This is a genomic window from Mucilaginibacter sp. Mucisp73, assembly GCF_059491465.1.
In genome coordinates this window covers 3,811,121-3,827,861 of sequence record NZ_CP168507.1, presented here as the reverse complement: position 1 = coordinate 3,827,861, position 16,741 = coordinate 3,811,121, and the positions used below count along the sequence as shown (strand labels likewise).

Annotated in this window: 13 protein-coding genes and 3 tRNA genes; 10 read left to right on the top strand and 6 right to left on the bottom strand. The window is 42.1% G+C overall.

Annotated features, from left to right (window positions below):
• The first annotated feature begins 250 nt into the window (after positions 1 to 250).
• Both ACEN82_RS15960 and ACEN82_RS15955 read left to right on the top strand, forming a co-directional pair.
• Positions 251 to 1,642, top strand: coding sequence for an outer membrane beta-barrel protein (locus ACEN82_RS15960; protein WP_413318515.1), 1,392 nt, complete (start codon positions 251 to 253; stop codon positions 1,640 to 1,642).
• A 150-nt stretch (positions 1,643 to 1,792) separates the two neighbouring features.
• Positions 1,793 to 2,395, top strand: coding sequence for a hypothetical protein (locus ACEN82_RS15955; RefSeq protein ID WP_413318517.1), 603 nt, complete (start codon positions 1,793 to 1,795; stop codon positions 2,393 to 2,395).
• Positions 2,396 to 2,453: 58 nt separating this feature from the next.
• Here the strand turns inward: ACEN82_RS15955 and ACEN82_RS15950 are convergent, their stop codons facing one another.
• Complete coding sequence (locus ACEN82_RS15950) at positions 2,454 to 3,611, bottom strand: trans-sulfuration enzyme family protein (RefSeq protein WP_413318519.1); 1,158 nt, start codon at positions 3,609 to 3,611, stop codon at positions 2,454 to 2,456.
• Between the two features lie 2 nt (positions 3,612 to 3,613).
• Positions 3,614 to 4,942, bottom strand: a complete 1,329-nt coding sequence (locus ACEN82_RS15945; protein ID WP_413318521.1) for an APC family permease — start codon at positions 4,940 to 4,942, stop codon at positions 3,614 to 3,616.
• A gap of 396 nt (positions 4,943 to 5,338) precedes the next feature.
• Between ACEN82_RS15945 and ACEN82_RS15940 the strand changes: the two genes are divergently transcribed.
• The 3 genes from ACEN82_RS15940 to ACEN82_RS15930 all read left to right on the top strand — a co-directional run bounded on the left by ACEN82_RS15940 (position 5,339) and on the right by ACEN82_RS15930 (position 9,834).
• Complete coding sequence (locus tag ACEN82_RS15940) at positions 5,339 to 6,370, top strand: LacI family DNA-binding transcriptional regulator (protein WP_495643983.1); 1,032 nt, start codon at positions 5,339 to 5,341, stop codon at positions 6,368 to 6,370.
• Positions 6,371 to 6,709: 339 nt separating this feature from the next.
• Positions 6,710 to 7,381: a basic secretory protein-like protein gene (locus ACEN82_RS15935; protein WP_413318525.1), complete on the top strand. Its 672-nt coding sequence runs from the start codon at positions 6,710 to 6,712 to the stop codon at positions 7,379 to 7,381.
• Positions 7,382 to 7,524: 143 nt separating this feature from the next.
• Positions 7,525 to 9,834, top strand: a complete 2,310-nt coding sequence (locus ACEN82_RS15930) for a GH92 family glycosyl hydrolase (RefSeq protein WP_413318527.1) — start codon at positions 7,525 to 7,527, stop codon at positions 9,832 to 9,834.
• A gap of 1,228 nt (positions 9,835 to 11,062) precedes the next feature.
• On the opposite strand, the gene ACEN82_RS15925 is transcribed toward ACEN82_RS15930, so the two are convergent.
• Complete coding sequence (locus ACEN82_RS15925) at positions 11,063 to 12,634, bottom strand: TROVE domain-containing protein (RefSeq protein WP_413318529.1); 1,572 nt, start codon at positions 12,632 to 12,634, stop codon at positions 11,063 to 11,065.
• A gap of 422 nt (positions 12,635 to 13,056) precedes the next feature.
• Here ACEN82_RS15925 and ACEN82_RS15920 point away from each other — a divergent pair.
• The 3 genes from ACEN82_RS15920 (at position 13,057) to ACEN82_RS15910 (ending at position 13,296) form a co-directional block, all read left to right on the top strand.
• Positions 13,057 to 13,130 (top strand) — tRNA-Pro (locus ACEN82_RS15920).
• Between the two features lie 13 nt (positions 13,131 to 13,143).
• A tRNA-Ile gene (locus ACEN82_RS15915) sits at positions 13,144 to 13,216 on the top strand.
• Positions 13,217 to 13,222: 6 nt separating this feature from the next.
• A tRNA-Cys gene (locus tag ACEN82_RS15910) sits at positions 13,223 to 13,296 on the top strand.
• Positions 13,297 to 13,897: 601 nt separating this feature from the next.
• On the opposite strand, the gene ACEN82_RS15905 is transcribed toward ACEN82_RS15910, so the two are convergent.
• Entirely contained in the window at positions 13,898 to 14,689 is a 792-nt protein-coding gene (locus tag ACEN82_RS15905; protein WP_413318531.1) for an NIPSNAP family protein, read from the bottom strand.
• 192 nt (positions 14,690 to 14,881) lie between these two features.
• Here ACEN82_RS15905 and ACEN82_RS15900 point away from each other — a divergent pair, with 192 nt between their 5' ends.
• On the top strand, positions 14,882 to 15,568 hold the full coding sequence (locus ACEN82_RS15900) for a DUF2461 domain-containing protein (RefSeq protein ID WP_413318533.1): 687 nt from the start codon (positions 14,882 to 14,884) through the stop codon (positions 15,566 to 15,568).
• Positions 15,569 to 15,571: 3 nt separating this feature from the next.
• On the opposite strand, the gene ACEN82_RS15895 is transcribed toward ACEN82_RS15900, so the two are convergent.
• On the bottom strand, positions 15,572 to 15,889 hold the full coding sequence (locus ACEN82_RS15895) for a hypothetical protein (protein ID WP_129570336.1): 318 nt from the start codon (positions 15,887 to 15,889) through the stop codon (positions 15,572 to 15,574).
• A 129-nt stretch (positions 15,890 to 16,018) separates the two neighbouring features.
• Positions 16,019 to 16,174, bottom strand: a complete 156-nt coding sequence (locus ACEN82_RS15890; RefSeq protein ID WP_112652139.1) for a lmo0937 family membrane protein — start codon at positions 16,172 to 16,174, stop codon at positions 16,019 to 16,021.
• A 162-nt stretch (positions 16,175 to 16,336) separates the two neighbouring features.
• Here ACEN82_RS15890 and ACEN82_RS15885 point away from each other — a divergent pair, with 162 nt between their 5' ends.
• Positions 16,337 to 16,672 carry a hypothetical protein gene (locus ACEN82_RS15885; RefSeq protein WP_413318535.1) on the top strand — a complete coding sequence of 112 codons (336 nt, stop codon included), beginning with the start codon at positions 16,337 to 16,339 and terminating at the stop codon, positions 16,670 to 16,672.
• Positions 16,673 to 16,741 lie beyond the last annotated feature (69 nt).

Genomic DNA, 16,741 nt, shown 5'->3' with positions numbered 1-16,741 from the left:
AGAACTACCCTGGTTTTACCTCAATCACCATGAGAAAACCACCTTCTCAAAATGAAACAGAACATTCAACTATCCCCAATCAAAAAATAAAACATAAACTAATAAATAGCTGATAATCAAATCGGCGAAAAATATTGCAGCCGCTTTGGTATAGCAATTGGCAGGTGTGCCATAATTAACGCAGGCAGGAGCAATTAAAACTAAACACTGCAACCCGCTCCGGCCGCGAACAAATAATCTCATACAAAAAATGAAAAAACTTCTCTTATTCATTGCTTTAGGCCTCACATTACTTTTAGCCTATGCTCAGGCAAACGCTGCATCATTACCAGATAGCACCACAGTTAAAGACACCGTAAAAACTAAACCCGAACCATTTGCCTTTGGCGATTTTACCTGGCTTAACGGCAACGACCGCCGTCACAAAGCCCTGCTTGATACTAAATATTTTACCGGTCGTTTCCTGCTTGATTTTAATTACACTGCATCAAACAATAACCCGATAGACCATACCGTGGTTGGCTCAACCGCTCTGGCGCGTGACCATGAGTTTGAAATTTCGACTGTAGCTTTCGGTGGCGATTTTCATTATGATAACATTCGTGCCAGCGTACTTACCCAGTTTGGCACCCGGGCGACAGTTGTTCCCCGTAACGACTTTAGCGTTACCCGCGGCCAGTTTGATCTTTCAACAGCTTACCGCTACCTGAGCGAAGCCAACGCCGGTTACCATTTTAATGTGTTGAACGGTATCAACGTTGATGCAGGTTTGTTCATGTCGTACGTAGGTTTGTTCTCGTACTATAATGCCGAAAACTGGGCTTACCAGCCATCATTCACCAGCGATAATACGCCCTGGTTCTTTAACGGTGTACGTGTGCAGATCTTTGTATCGGATAAACTGAAAATTGAGCCTTGGCTAATTAACGGCTGGCAATCATACGGGATGTTTAACAGCAGGCCAGGCATTGGTGGTCAGATTTTATGGCGCCCTAAAGAATGGCTGCAGGTATTAACCAACAACTATTATGGTGCCGATACACAGGATAAACCGGGCCGTAAACGTTTCCATACAGATAACAGCGTGGAGGTACGTTATTACAAAAACACAAAATCATTTGTAAACAGCGCGGCCTTCTCCATAACAGGCGACCTTGGTGATGAAAAAGGCGATGGAGTAAACGGTTTTAAATCAGACCCTGTTAAAGGCCCTGCCCAATATTTTGCCAGCGCCATGTTCTATCATCGTATGGTAATGGCCAACGGCCATTTAGGCTGGACTATTGGCGGCGGTGTAATGAACAACCCCGGCCGTTACCTGGTGCTTTACCCAACGGGCGATGCCAACCCCATCCCGGCAGTGGGCACAGGTGCAGTTGGTACACATCCGTTCTCGGCTAATCCCGGCGATAAGTTCCATGCTTATGATTATTCAACTACTGTTGACCTGATGCCTAACGATTACCTTACCTTCAGGATGGAAGTGGTACACCGCCATGCCGATGTTCCTTACTTTGCCGGTCATGGTGGCGTTACCTCGCCCGATGGTTATAATACTACGCCACTTGGCGGTACCAATTTTGTCCCCGATCTGGTGAATTCTGAAACAAGATTTATAGCTGCCTTATTGGTGCGTTTTTAAGCGCAAAGAGGCGTATAACATAAACGTACTTTAAAACCGCGATAACTTATCCCGTTTGGATTGTAGGGTTAGGTTTAGTAAAGGTTGGAGGCCGGGTTTTGCCGCCCGGCTTTTTTATGCCCTTAATTTTAAGATTAAACAGTAAACAAAATGAAAAATTCAATTAAAATGATCATCATCACAATGATGATAAGTATACAGGCGAACCGACTTGTGGCACAAAACACAAATGCAAACTCAGGCATTTATTTAACTGTACAGGATTACAAAGCCGGCCGGCTAAGCTATGTGCCCGAAGCTTGTAAAAAACTAAAAATCAATGATTTTTTTGGAGGAAAGCACATTAGCGTTAAAGCCGGAAGTAAAAAGATCAGTCTGTTAAAGGGCAATGTTTTTGGCTACCGCGACGGAGGTAAAAATTACAGGTTTTATCAAAATGAAGCATATGAGATACTTGATACAGCCGGTTTTCCGCTTTATACACATGCACAAATAATACCGCAAGGAAAAGGCTATGCCCGCTACGAAAAGTATTTCTTCAGTGCCGCTATAGCAACGCCTGTTTTAAACTTAACTGTAGCAAATGTGTACAAGAGTTTCCCTGACCAAAATGATTTCAGGTATAGCATCCGCAATTACTTTCACGGCGATGCTGATCTGATGGCTTATGACAGTGTTAACCGGGAGTACCAGATCAAGTACCTGTATTTTGAACATCAGCATGCAAAAGGTATTCAGCATGCATCCCTATAAAATAATTAAAATTGATTTCAAAAACCAAACAGTAATCCCGGCGCGGAGCCGGGACTATTTACTTTTCTAAAGCCTGTTTAATATCCGCCATCAAATATTGAGGATCTTCCAAACCAATATACATCCGGATTAATTGATGATGGTCGTTATCGGCCGAATACTCATCCTCACTAAAAGAAGCGATGGCCGGCACAACAAGGCTTTCATGACCTCCCCAGGAAACAGCAAGCAGGATATGCTGCAGGCTATTACAAAACTTTTCGATTTTGCCGAATGTGCTGTTTTTTAATGTAAGGCTAAACAGGCCCCCGCAGCCCTGCATTTGTTGGCTAACTAAATCGGCCTGATTGAATTTGGGACTAAAAGGCCAGATCACCTCCTGTACAGCCGGATGAGAGGCAAGCCATTCTGTAATGAGCCTGGTACTTTCAAAACTGCGTTGCAGCCGGAGCGGGAGCGTTCTTAATCCCCGCAAAAGCAGCCATGCCGAGTGGGGCGACAGCGCCGGACCGGTATTCATGAACTCGTGCTCAAAGATTTTTTTAAGCATAGCCTTGCTGCCGGTAAGCACACCTGCCACAACATCCGAATGGCCGCCGATATATTTTGTTGCTGATTGCGCCACAAGATCAACCCCCATTGATATAGGCTGCTGATAAAGGGGGCTGCAATAGCTGTTATCAATCATGGTTATGATATCTCTTGATTTCGCAAAATCGGTCACTTTCCTGATGTCCTGCAGCTCATAGCAAAATGTGTTAGGGCTTTCGAGGTAAATTAAGCGTGTTTGCGGAGTTGTGGCTTGTCCAAAATTTTCAAAAACTGTTCCGTCAATAAATGTGGTTGTAATGCCAAATTTGGGTAAAAAGTCTTTAAATAATTTAATTGTCCAACTGTACAGGTTATCCACGGCAATAATATGATCCCCGGATTTTAACAGCGATAAAATGGGGACACTTATAGCACTGATACCGCTGCTGAACAGCAGGGTGTCTTCCGCGCCATCTAACGCGGCGAGTTTTTTCCTGAGTATAGTGAGTGTGGGATTTTGTCCCCTTGAGTACAGGCTGCTTTCAAATTCATCATTCATTGCCCCCCTAAGTGCCGCGACGTCTTTAAAAGAGAAGTTGCTTGACTGCATAATTGGCGGCGAAACGGCGTTAAAGTAGTTCTCTCTTTCCTCCCCAAGCTCATTTAAAATAAATGACAAATCCATAATTAAAGTATAGTGTTAGGTTTTTGGCTTCGTTTTGTGATATAGTAGATAATAAGGCCGGCAATAAAAGCACAGATGCATATTAAAGCAGCCTGCGGGTTTTCAATAAAAATGCTGATAGTAACAAACCAATAGGTAGTAATAAATATGACAGGTATAACAGGGTACCATTTCATGATATAGATGCCGGTATTATTGAGCTGTTTGGTTTTACGCCGCAAAATGAAGATGGTTATAGCTGCAGTTGAAAGGCCAATGGTATCAAAAAACATTACATAATTCAATATGGTTTGAAACGAATTGGCAAAAAACAGGATAATGAGCACCGCGCCAACAAAAAAGCTCAATCCAAACTCCTGTACCTGGGTTTGGCTGTTTACACGTTTAAAGCGGGCAGGTAATATACCATCTTCGGCCATGGCATAATAAACACGCGGGTTGGCCATAATATTAACGTTAATAAAAGCCAATACCGAAACAAACATAAGTAGCGATACTATTTTATATCCCGCAGCACCAAACAAAACCCCTGCAAGGGTTGCCGCTAACGTTGTTTTATGCTGAAGGCCACTAATGCCTAAAACTGAATAATAGGCAAAGTTGATAAGCATGTATAATGATATCACGGTAGCTATTCCAAAAAATATAGCCTTGGGGATATTGATCTTCGGGTTTATAATATCGCCTCCAAAATTTATAGTTTGCTGATAACCGCCATAGGTAAAAAATACAGCTACCAAACTTATTCCGAACGCACTTATATTGTTATTATTATGATATGCGATAACTTCTTTGGTAGTATTGATGTTACCTTTAAATACTGCCGCACACAAAATCAGGATCATGCCTATTTTAAAAAGTGTGAGTACGTTTTGAGTACGGGCACTCATTTTAATACCCAGGTAGTTGATAATATATAAAACAACCACGGAAGTAATGGTCATGATTTTGATGCCCGCATCGTTTTGCAGGCTTTGTGGCATAATAATGGGGTTAATGTATTCCGCGCCTATCAATGCTACGGCAGCTACCGAAGCAGCGTTGCTGATCACCAGCACCCAGTTGATCATAAAAGCAAAAGCCGGGTGAAAGCAATATGAAAACACTTTGTAGAAACCGCCTGTGGTAGGGTAGCGGGCACCAATTTCGGCAAAGGTGAGCGCCCCGCACAGGCTTACTGCTCCCCCAAGCAGCCAGGCTCCGAAATACAAAAGAGGTGTGCTTGAGTTTTTTGCCACTTCTGCCGGTGCTGCAAAAATGCCCATGCCTATTACGAGGCTCACAACAATCATTGAAAGATCAAAGCGGTTGAGTTTCGGCGTTATGCTCATGAAGTTTTAAAATACCAATTAATCAGGGAAAACACAAAATCTAAATTTAGCATTAATTTGTCAGCAATTGATACGATGAAAGCTTTTATACACAGGTCTTCTATTTTGATTTTTAATGATCTTAATGAAAGTTTATAACTGTTTTGCAATAAATTGTTGTTGAAAAGGTCGAAAATGCAAGCCATACGCTATATTTACCAGTCCGGTTTTAAATGTTTATATTACAAGGTTAAAATATTGGCAATTAGCAAAATTAACTTGCCGGGTTTGATTGGAAAAAAGCAAAAAGTTAAATTTTAACAGATATCTGTTTGACTAATTACCGGTTTAACATGAAAATTGATAAGACTTTAAGATGTCGGGCATACTAAACCTTAAACCTGAATTTAAAAAACGATGATGAAAAAAAAGATATCCATTAAGGATATAGCCAAACTTACCGATACGTCAATAACTACTGTTTCATTTGTTTTAAATGGCAAGGGCCGTATCAGCAAAGAGATCAGTAAAAAGATATTGGATGTGGCCCAAAAAAATGGTTATGAACCTAATCGTATGGCGGTTGGTTTGCGTACGGGTGTTTCAAAAGTTATCGGGCTGATAGTGGAGAGCATTGGCGGGCCGTTTTTTGGAGAGATGGCAAAGGTAATTGAAGAGGAAGCTGAAAAAGACGGCTATCGTATTATTTATTGCAGCACCAATAATAACCTGCAAAAAGGCAAGGATATGATCAGGATGCTGAGCCAGCAACTGGTTGATGGTTATATTATTACCCCGATGAAAGGGCTGGAAAAAGATATCCAGAACCTGGTTGATAATGAAAAACCTGTAGTGCTTATTGACGGATATTTCCCAGGGACAAGCATCCCTCATGTGCTGGTTGATAATTATACAAGCGCCTACAACGCGGTTGATTGTTTTGTACGATCGGGATATAAAAATATCGGGATGGTGACTGCCGACCTCGGGCTGATCCAGCTAAACGACCGGAGCCTCGGCTACAAAGCTGCTTTAAAAGATAATAACCTGAAAGATAGCAGTAAGATGGTTTTAAAGGTTCCCTTTGATATGGACAAGAATGACGGGGTTGAGGCTGTTAAAGCATTTATTGAAAAGCAAAAACAAATGGATGCTGTTTTCTTTACCACCAATTATTTGGGTACCATGGGTTTGCAGGCCATCAAAGATCTTAAGCTTAATATCCCCGATGATTTGGCGGTGATAAGTTTTGATGATAATGAAGTGTTTAGCTTATACCCACCGGGTATCACTACCATACAACAACCTACTTACGATATTGCAAAATCGGCAATTGATATTTTAATGGCGCAGATCAACACCCATAAACTTGATGCTTCAAAAATTGATCTGAAAATCCCGTCGAAACTGATTGAGCGGGGATCGACCCTGTCGAAGGCTACGGCGTGACAATAGTTTACTATTTGGGTACACGAATATCCTCAAAATCATTTGGTAAAACGTTTTATTTAATTAGCTTTGAACACTGATGCTGCTCACCTGGTTAGTTAGAACCGGTTGGGGTAGTAGGGGGCTAACTCCACCATAGTTCAACTGCTTCATAGTTCTTTTTTGATAATATTGTTTAATTAAAAAACGCCTGTTGTTTGAAGAGCAACAGGCGTTTGTTTTTGAACAAATTGAAAGGAAACTATTAATAATATTACAGAGGAATATGTTTTAATGATAAAACGTTTTATCTATATTTGGATGATTTATCATTATCAATCGCAAAAACCAAAACTATTCATGAAAAAAATATTTATTTTCTCACTATTCTTAATTTCGGGCTTGTTCATGGGTTTGAATGCCAATGCGCAGGAAGTTTTTAAACAAAAAGGCTACCAGGTAACTTTTATCAGTAAGGATGCTGCATTTAGCACAGATTTGAAAGACAGGCTGATCAAAACCTTTTTTGAAGTGTATCCAAAACTTTCAAAGGAGTACAACAAAAAAACATCTAAAAAAGTAACGTTTGTTATCGACACTGCTTATGACGGCGTAGCTGCTACCGGAAATGATACCGTAGTATTCAGCGCGAAATACATGACCAAACATCCCGGCGATATTGACGTGGTTACTCACGAAGTAATGCATATTGTGCAGGCTTATGGCAACAGCGACGGCCCCGGCTGGTTAACCGAGGGGATTGCCGATTATGCCCGTTTTAAATTTGGTGTTGACAACGCCGGGGCCAAATGGGCATTACCCGCATTTAAACCGACCCAAAATTATGATAATGCTTACCGTGTAACTGCACGCTTTTTGCTTTGGGCGGAAAAAAACGCAAAGCCCGATCTGGTAAAAATACTTGATAAGCAACTGCGTGAACATACTTTCACCAACGATAGCTGGAAAAGCCTTACCGGTAAAACAGTGGATGAGCTGTGGGCCGCTTACGCTTCAAATCCCGCGGTTTAAACCGTTTGTTACAGGTATCTGTAACAAATACCACGTACTCCCATATTTAGCGGGCTGCTTTACATAAATTAGTTGCTTTGTTAAAAAGAGGTTACAAGGCCAGGGGCCGCGACGCAGAATTTCCTCATATATGAGAGGAAACAATGAATATACTTAAGATTACAATGAGAAGAATACTTACAGCATTATTAATAGGTACGGCCGTTTATAGCCAGGCTCAAAACAAAACAGAAAAGCTGGTTGATTATGTTAACCCTATTATAGGTACACAGCGCATGGGGCATACTTATCCGGGGGCAACGGTGCCTTTTGGTATGGTGCAACTAAGCCCCGAAACAGACACTGCCAGCTATGAAAAGGACGGTCATTACAATCCGGATGTATACAAATATTGTGCAGGATATCAATATGACGATAAAACGATAGTGGGCTTTAGTCATACCCACTTCAGCGGTACCGGTCACTCAGATTTGGGCGACTTTTTAATTATGCCAACCGTTGGTGGTTTGAAACTCAATCCTGGTGTGGCCGATAAACCCGGTAGCGGCTACCGTTCGGGGTTTTCGCACCAGAATGAGGTTAGCGGGGCCAACTATTATAAAGTAAAACTTGACGCTAATAATATTACTGCCGAGCTAACTACCACAGCAAGGGTTGGTTTTCATCAATATACTTTCCCCAAGTCTGATCAGTCGCACATTATACTCGACCTCATGGCCGGGATCTATAACTACCCCGACAAAAATGTATGGACTTATCTAAAAGTAGTTAACGATTCAACAGTTGTAGGCTACCGTCAAACCAATGGTTGGGCCCGCACACGTACCTTATACTTCGCGATGGCATTTTCGAAACCATTTTATCAGCATGGGTATAAAAAATATGACAAACGCGAGGTATATGGCGGTTTCTGGGGTAAATTCAATCAAACCAAAAACTTCCCTGAAATTGCCGGCAGGCAGATCCGCAGCTACTTTGACTTTAAAACAGAAGAAGGGGAGAAGATCAAAATTAAGTTTGCCATATCTCCTGTAAGTATGGACGGCGCGCTGAATAATATGCGCACCGAAGCTCCAGGTTGGGACTTTGATAAGGTGAAAAACGATGGTCAGCAACTTTGGGAACAGGAACTGCATAAAATTGAGATAGCCGGAAGTAAGGAAACCAAACAAAATTTCTATACCTCCATGTACCATACCATGATCAATCCTACGTTGTACATGGATGCTGATGGTCAATACAAAGGCCTTGATCAAAATGTACATAAGGCTGATGGTTTTACCAATTACACTACATTTTCGCTTTGGGATACTTACAGGGCATTACACCCGCTATTCAATATCATTGAGCCGAAACGTAACGCGGATATGATCCAATCGATGCTGGCCCACTTTGATCAAAGCCCGGAGCATATGCTGCCGGTATGGTCAAACTCGGGTAACGAAAACTGGTGTATGAGCGGTTATCACAGCGTTGCAGTAATTGCTGATGCTGTAATAAAAGGAAATGTGAATTTTGATGCTAATAAAGCGCTTGATGCCTGCGTTGCTACCGCCCGCCACCGCGATTACGAAGGTATTGGCGAGTATATGGATAAAGGTTTCATCCCTGATGAAAAAAGTGGCGTATCGGTGTCTTCAACCCTCGAATATGCTTTTGACGACTGGGCCATTGCTCAGCTTGCAAAAAAACTAAACAGAAACGATATCTACGAGGAGTTTATTAAGCGCTCAGAAAACTATAAAAACGTTTATGACGCCTCAATAGGTTTTATGCGCCCAAAACTGGCCAATGGTTCATTCAGGACTAAGTTTGACCCGTTGAGCACCATTAACGAAGGTTTTATTGAAGGTAACAGCTGGAACTATACGCTATTTGCGCCTCAGGATCCTGAAAGCCTGATCAAACTGATGGGCGGCGATAAACGTTTTGTGCGTTACCTGGATTCATTGTTTACCATGAACCTGCCCGATAAATATTTTGCCGAAACGGAAGATATTACCCGCGACGGTATTATCGGTAACTATGTGCATGGTAACGAACCATCGCACCACGTAGCCTACCTGTACAACTGGACAGATAAACCATGGAAAACACAGGAGCGTGTACGCATGATTTTGCCGATGATGTACAAGCCAACCCCCGACGGTTTAGGCGGTAATGATGATACCGGGCAGATGAGCGCCTGGTACATATTCACCTCACTTGGTTTTTACCCGGTAGCGCCGGGCTCTGATCAATACTCAACCGGTAGTCCGGCTGTTGACCATGCGGTGATCAATCTGGATAACGGTAAAAAGTTTACCATCAATGTAAAAAATCAAAGCGCTAAAAACGTTTATGTGCAAAAGATGGTATTAAACGGCAAACCGCTTGATAAGTTATTCATCGGTCATGATGAGATCATGAATGGCGGCGAGATTACTTTTTATATGAGTTCGAAGCATAAGTAGAGATTGATTTTGATTTCGGGTTTCCGATTTCGGAGTTAAAAAAGGGCTTTCCGCATTGGAAGGCCCTTTTGTGTTTATTGGAGGATAGCTCACGATTGCAACATGCCAAAGAAACGTTATTGCTGAGCACGAAGCAATGCCAAACTCTTCAAAGCGGCTTTGCAAACCGGGATCGTCGTGCTTCCATGTTTTAAACAGCTTTTACATGTAATATGGCAGTGGGCTATAGCGGGCTGTTTTCATAAAATTCAGATCTTATTTACAATAAGATAGCTTTTTTCAGTTTGCTCTAATTCAAGAAGTTTTTGTTGTATAGTTTCAGTCATTGTTTTTAATATTAAAAGTTAAAAAAAATGAAAGAGCTACAGGTAGCAGGTGTATTCCGGATTCGAACCGGCACTCATGTATTGCTACATGTTTTCAACCATCGAAGTAGCACCCACTTACGGCATCTTTCATTACTTACCCCCGAAGGGTGAAGTTTCTTTGTTTAAAATCAGGGAATAAAGAGCGATGAATGGTAGCGCTTGGCTTGACAGGCGAAGTAACGCTTACCAACGGCATCTTTATTCCTGATTGCAGCAGGTTTAGGTAAAAGAAATTTATGAACAACAGGCCAAAGGCAATGGCTAACAAGTGGTTCAGTCGTCCCATGCTCCAAACTGTCTGAGCTACCTTAGCTTGCGGGGCTAAAGGCCGGATTTTTACCGGCGACCCTGGGGTTAAAAAGCGAAGTAATACTTGCTTACGGCACTTTACCTGTTGTTCATTGTGAAAATAAGGGCAATGGTCAACAAATCTTCTGCATTATGCTCTAACCAACTGAGCTACCGCGGTTACCAGCGGGCCGGGTTCGAACCGGCGACCCTAACGTCCCAAATCGAAGTAGTACTTGTTTACGGCACCTTATTTTATCTTCAATTTTTTTAAAAGAAGGGTAATAAGCTATAAGTGCTTGCTTACACTGCGTTCTAATCATCTTAACTACCCTTACGGGGCCGGACTCAAACCGGCGTCTCAGTTGGGATCATCGAAGTAACACTTATAAACGACACCTTCTTTTATAAAGAGCAAAGGCGGCAAGAGACTTGGGGGCTTGCAAGCGAGGACTCGAACCTCCATCATGGCTTTCGCCACAATGCCCTCCCCATTATTGGCTGCGAAGTAACTCTTGCCTACGGCATCTTTATTTCTTTAAGTGCAGGGCTGTTAGCTTCCCTGCACGTTTTTATAAATCTATATTGTTAATAATGTTCAGTGCCGAGCGTCCGTTTTCAATTGCTGCTAACACATCAAAAACTTTATCGCTCCAGCCTGCAATTAAATACACGTCGTTTTGCAGTAACTGCAATGGTGCCTGTCCATAGCCCGCCAGGTCAAACAGGTACAGTTTTGCCTTTGGCGCAATGTGTTGTTTGTAATAAACCCACTGCTCCTGTATGTGATTGCTGCCGCCGTTACTGTTCCATAACTGGCAATCGGTAAATAACATTACCTTATCCATTTGCAAACGGCGGGTACTCAGGTCATGGATAACCAGGTAACCATTGGTAGAGTAACCCACTTCACCTTCGCGGCGATAAAACTCCTGCACGTTGCCCAAAATGTTGCCGCGTGGTACAGTAATGGTTTTCCAGCGGTCACCAAACATACCTACCTCCACATTTTTACAACGCGATTGCAGCAGCATCGCCAGCATTAAACCAATATCATACAATAGTACTTTTGACTTAGCCGAGATCGGTTGCTGCATGGATCCGGACACGTCGCAGGCCAGCAATACACGGGTATTTTCGTCAAAACCCTTGATATTGGCTGCGCTTGCCTGTACAGCTTTTTCCAATGCATCCAGCAGTTCTCCGGTGTAACCTTTGTTACCGGTTATGGCCGCTTTGGCTGCCCTCGCAATATTTTGTACCACCGAGGCCGGCATTATCAGCTCACGGTAAGCCGCCAGGTAGCGGAATGGAAACTGTTTGGCTTTAGCCACCTGTTCGCCATCGGCAATGGTTGCGCATACTTTTTTAAAGTGTGCATAGCTTACGCCTGCATCCTGTATATTGCGCAGGTTACGCAACAAGGCCATATAACCAACTTTACCGCTGTCAATCAGTTCTTCCCATTTGGAGCGGAACGCTGTCGCCTTAGCTTCGGCGCTGTCAAAATTCAGCTGACCAAGGGCCGAGAGTTCTGTTTCCCAGGTGTAAGGCGTTTGCAGCTCGTTTGTGGCTATCTTGTTAAAGATCAACTGCTGCAGCTCATCTTTAGCACGTGGGTGCACCAGGAACAAAGCGTCGCGCATTTTAATAGCGCCATCGCGGTTATATTTAGCAAACTGGTATTCGTCAAAGCGGTTAAAAGCCTGTGATAAACCTTTTTGCATTTGCTTTGACAAGCGGTTGAGCTTTTTAGTGCCCTTACGCCCATTTAATGTTTCATAACAGGCCAATAACTCGGTGATCTCATCGGCGCGACCGATAACCCCGTCGGTAACCCGGGCAACCAGATCGTTGCCCGAGTGCAGCTTAGCCAATTCGGTAACCAGCACCAGCGGTACCGAACGCATATACATGTTGGTACGTGCATAAACTGCCAGTTTACCAACAAATACCGGGTTGCATTTAGCTATCAAATTACGCAGGCGCTCCATACGTGCCTGGTCTTTTTCATAAAAGGTGTCGTTTAAGCTCCAGGTTACTACCGTGGTGTACAATTCCAGTTCGGCACTCATGGTAAAGGCTTTTGCACCTTCATGGTTTACCGTTTTGGTTTTTACTCTGCTTAACAGGTTGAATTTCATTTTGAACCTCCTTTATTTCGTTTTGTTGATACAAAGGTTAGAGGCTACTGCGCAGTGTATTTGCGCAGTGAAAAATATTTTTATTTTTTTTTGAGAACCTTGATTTGTAGGATTAAAAGATGGACTTGATGCTTTAATGATTTGCAGAAATTCGGAAGCTTAAATGTTACTTTAGGGTTCTAACTCAAGTAATCCGTTAATCCTATGAATCAAGGTTCAAATCCAATTGAAAAAAAATATTTTTCATAATTATTTTTTAATTAAAATATTGTTTGTATCATTGCATTATGAAAACAACAATATGTATACAGTGTCCATCACCCATACTGATTTATCAGAGGAGATAGCTATGTATATATAGTAAGTATATAACGACATTGAAAAATCCTCTTAGATAAAACTAAGGGGATTTTTTGCTTTACAGGGTAGTATATCAATTGGTCAGATTACCACATTTGGGATGTGGAGGTTCTCGGTTCGAGTCCGGGTTACCCTACTGATTTACAGCTGGAAATATAGCTCAATGGTAAGAGCAGCACCCTTATACGGTGTCGGTTAAAGGTTCAAGTCCTTTTATTTCCACAACATGGCCGGTTGCCCGAGTGGTTCAAGGGAGTCCTCTGCAAAAGGAATGTCCGCAAGTTCGAATCTTGTACCGGCCTCTTTTATTTTTGTCTGCGTAATAGCATTACGCCGGGCCTTGACTTTCATAATCCCGGCGCAGAGCCGGGTATGGATAACTATTGTTTTTACTTATTTAATAGTATTTTTTATGATATTTGTTGGGTGTTTCTGAGCTTATTTGATGGTTGATGGAAGTTATAAGTCTCAATAAGAATTGCGCACCTTTGGCCTTTCTCAAAACCAGGGGCTTTTGATCTTAATTAAGGCAATATCTATTTAAAACAAAGGTTGAAACAGGCAGTAGAGAAATTGAGGGGGAATATGGTTTTGGAAAGGCTTAATATTTCCTCGTCAAATACATCTACAGATTATTTGCTGATAAATGGTTTATGTACTATCGAAGCCTTGCTCATGGTTTGTTGTATCTTGTACAAACGGGTGGCCATTTGAAAACGCTCTTTATAACTTCGTTTCAATCCTTCTTTCAGAAGTTCAATCTCAGCCTCGCTGAGTGTTTGCCTGTTTGCCTCTATATCGTGGCTGATAAATTTATGAAAAATAAGCTGTATGATGAAATTCGAAAAGGCCGTTGATAAGCAAGACTTACGAAGTTTCCAAAACTTCGTAAGTCTGTAAAAATTAAATCTGTGAGTAAGTTGTTGGCATCAGTATAGTTGATGTTATTTTGCTCACCAGCAGGGCATCGGCATATTCCGGTACGGCGCTGATCTTTTTCCATTGCGGATCACTACCAAAAGCTTTCCAGTGAGCATTCTTGGCATCAAGGTCATCAAAGGTGATCATATAGGTAAGATTAGGCCTTTGTGAACCTATTACGGTTTCGCCCCAAAAAACGGGCTTGAAACCGAGGCGTTTAAATACATCTATTTCGCCTTCATCATTAAACATTTCAATCTTCTTTTTACCTGCGGCTTCAGTTGCGCTTTGATACTGCCTCAACTCAAAGATCCTCGTTTTATTTTCAGGTGCTTCCAGGTGCGGCATGTGTACAAATGCTTTTAACAAAGAGCTTTCTATCCGTTCATAAGCAGGGGTAGCGGCCGGGGCATTAAGGTAAGCGGCGCCTTTGGCCTGCAGTTCTGCATCGCCGGCGAAACTATCGGTCACTGTTGCGAAATGGGCAAGACTGTTAAACTGCACCAGCACAAAAAGCCTGGTTTGGCCTTCGGGCTTCATTTCGGTAAATACGCCTACATGTTTTACACCAAGCCGGTTGAAGGCTGGTATAGCAGTATTTTTCAGAAAATCCTCTACCAATTTTTGCTGTTCCGAATTTTTCAGGTTGTATACCCTTAGCTCATAGTATTCGGCAGCTCTGGGGGAAGTTTCTGTAGCTTTGCTCATGGCAGGTAAAACAGTTGCGGTAACACCGGTTAACAGGGTTGATTTAACAAAGGAGCGCCTTTTCATAGCAGGTTTGATTGTTTGGCTAAGATAGGTTTTTTGGCAAAAAACAAGTGTCACATTTTTGTTTTGAGGGGAAATCCGGTTGCTTAAGCATCATCCGAATGTATTATTAAACAGTGCAGGCGGAATCAATTTTGGACAGCCTGCAAATTTCTCTAATTTGGCTTTCCTGCTTTTTGCAGATTATTTTTAATTATGAGCCAGCTAATACTACCCGCCTCCACCTTTGATTTTATGAGGCAACTGAAACAGAACAATAACCGCGACTGGTTTGCTCAACATAAAGAGGCATATCAACAGCAGCTTGAACTGGTGGAGGTTTTTACTGCCGGATTATTGAACCTGCTCAATACGCATGACGTTATCGAAACGCCCAGCGCAAAAAAGGCCCTGCACCGCATCTACCGCGATATCCGTTTTTCAAAAGATAAAACGCCTTTTAAAACTAACTGGAGCGGGAATTTTAAACGGGCTGGAAAGCACCGCCGCGGCGGTTATTATTTTCACCTGGAACCGGGTAATACATTTATAGCAGGTGGCTTTTGGGCCCCGGATACGCCCGATCTTAAGCGGATCCGCGATGATATCGCTTTTGATGCCTCGCCGTTGAAGCAAATCATCGGCAGTAAGGAGTTTACAAAAACTTTTGGCGTTTTAGAAGGCGAACAGCTGAAAACCGCACCCAAAGGTTATGCTGCAGATCATGAAGCTATTAAGCTGCTGCGTTATAAACAGTTTTTAGTAAGACGACGCTTTACCGATGAGGAGGCTTTAAGCCCGGACTTCATCATAAAGGCTTCTGATACTTTTAAAAATATGCGCCCGTTTTTTGATTATATGAGCGATGTGCTCACTGCAAATGTAAATGGCGAGGAAGATTAACTATTAGTGCCTCGTTGAGCCGTCATTGGCCTCGGTGATCTTGCTAAGGTTGTAATGCATCTGCCCGTTATGTTCTTCACCTTTAATAAGACCTTTATTGTAAAGGCTGACAAGAGTGGTTTTAACCAGCGCGGTGACCTGTTCGTTCACAATGCCGGGCTGCAGGGTTTCCAGCTCTTTCAGTACACTGTCTGCTGTTCCTTCGCCAATTTGTGCCAGCGCGTATATGGCTTTATTTTGCTGGGTATCCTGTGGATCAAAATGTGAAGGGATGTGCAGTGGTTTATATTCTTCCCTGAATTCTTCGTCGCTTAATGTCATCGTCGTAAAGCTTATAGTAACACTAAACAAACGTTATGGAAGTTTGTGTGACATTTTTAGCTTAAATCTCAAAACAATAAACGCGGGCTTGCGGCCCGCGTTTATTGTTTTCTTATAGAAAAATAGTTTTTAAACTGTTGAAGGGCTTCTGATAATGCCAAGTAAAAATGAAATTACGGCAATTACCAATAAAGCATGGATTAAACCTGTTGCCGAATAGGCAAACACACTGATCGCCCATCCTATTATCAGGATAACTGCGATGATATACAATAGTGATCTCATAGTTTGATGTATTTAGTTTGTTATATATAACACTTTAAAAATCGTGCCATAATTCAATCTTTATTGAAAAATATTATTTATATAGAAAGTAAATTAATTTTATCGAAATAGCGATTATGGCACCCCTCTTGCTATATCTTGATGCTACACTCAATGCTACATATGAAACCATTCTTTATTACTATAGCTAAAAATTTAACACTTCTTATAATACCGGACAGTGATGCCCATGCAGACGGTCACCCGGTGCTAACCTATACTTATAGTATTTATCGCCGCGATAAATCAACTGTAGCCAAGCTTAACCAGCCTGATAAGCTTTTACAGGCGAATAAAAAGAATAACCCCGATTACCTGGGTTATATCGCTTTTGAGCAACCCGGAAAAGTTTTTAGTTACGTTGCCGACGGCGAAAATGAGCTATCGCCCGATGAGGTACTGGAAGTGATTGAGGAGATCAATCATTTCAGGGATACGCCGCAATTGTGGATTATTTAAATTATGTATAAACGCGGACAAACGCGAATGCGCTAAATGATTTTTAGCGCATTCGTGTTTTGTGGGAAA

Bases quoted from the DNA above. Each gene is read 5' to 3' on its own strand.
- ACEN82_RS15950 (WP_413318519.1), bottom strand. From the start codon at position 3,611: ATGGATTTGTCATTTATTTTAAATGAGCTTGGGGAGGAAAGAGAGAAC.
- ACEN82_RS15900 (WP_413318533.1), top strand. From the start codon at position 14,882: ATGAGCCAGCTAATACTACCCGCCTCCACCTTTGATTTTATGAGGCAA.
- ACEN82_RS15930 (WP_413318527.1), top strand. From the start codon at position 7,525: ATGAATATACTTAAGATTACAATGAGAAGAATACTTACAGCATTATTA.
- ACEN82_RS15885 (WP_413318535.1), top strand. From the start codon at position 16,337: ATGAAACCATTCTTTATTACTATAGCTAAAAATTTAACACTTCTTATA.
- ACEN82_RS15895 (WP_129570336.1), bottom strand. From the start codon at position 15,889: ATGACATTAAGCGACGAAGAATTCAGGGAAGAATATAAACCACTGCAC.
- ACEN82_RS15935 (WP_413318525.1), top strand. From the start codon at position 6,710: ATGAAAAAAATATTTATTTTCTCACTATTCTTAATTTCGGGCTTGTTC.
- ACEN82_RS15890 (WP_112652139.1), bottom strand. From the start codon at position 16,174: ATGAGATCACTATTGTATATCATCGCAGTTATCCTGATAATAGGATGG.
- ACEN82_RS15960 (WP_413318515.1), top strand. From the start codon at position 251: ATGAAAAAACTTCTCTTATTCATTGCTTTAGGCCTCACATTACTTTTA.
- ACEN82_RS15945 (WP_413318521.1), bottom strand. From the start codon at position 4,942: ATGAGCATAACGCCGAAACTCAACCGCTTTGATCTTTCAATGATTGTT.
- ACEN82_RS15925 (WP_413318529.1), bottom strand. From the start codon at position 12,634: ATGAAATTCAACCTGTTAAGCAGAGTAAAAACCAAAACGGTAAACCAT.
- ACEN82_RS15955 (WP_413318517.1), top strand. From the start codon at position 1,793: ATGAAAAATTCAATTAAAATGATCATCATCACAATGATGATAAGTATA.
- ACEN82_RS15905 (WP_413318531.1), bottom strand. From the start codon at position 14,689: ATGAAAAGGCGCTCCTTTGTTAAATCAACCCTGTTAACCGGTGTTACC.
- ACEN82_RS15940 (WP_495643983.1), top strand. From the start codon at position 5,339: ATGATGAAAAAAAAGATATCCATTAAGGATATAGCCAAACTTACCGAT.